Below are 307 nucleotides of genomic sequence, written 5' to 3' on the forward strand. Positions count from 1 at the left end.
CGCAATAGCGACTGGCGGGTGAGCGCATGCTGGTATACGCGGATGCCGCGCCGCTCCTGCCAGGGGAAGGGCTCTTTGGTGGCTTTGTTTTTCACCATTTCCACCGCCAGGGTCATGCCGTGCTGGCGGATGTCACCGACGTTGGGGTGGTCCGCCAGGTGGACGACGGAGTCTGCCATGCAGGTGCTCAGGCGTTTGTTGTTCTCGATGACGTTGTCGTCGCGGAAGATGTCCAGGGTGGCCAGGGCAACGGCACAGCCGATGGGGTTGCCGGTATAGCTGTGGCTGTGCAGGAAGGCTTTCAGGG

Annotated in this window: 1 pseudogene; it reads right to left on the reverse strand. The window is 62.5% G+C overall.

From position 1 onward, the window contains the following. Nucleotides 1-307, reverse strand: a pseudogene (locus tag B3M52_RS04680) (aminotransferase class III-fold pyridoxal phosphate-dependent enzyme); the annotation flags it as partial.

Origin of the sequence: Marinobacter sp. UBA2688, assembly GCF_002352785.1 — a bacterium.
Taxonomy (GTDB): Bacteria; Pseudomonadota; Gammaproteobacteria; order Pseudomonadales; family Oleiphilaceae; genus Marinobacter; species Marinobacter salarius.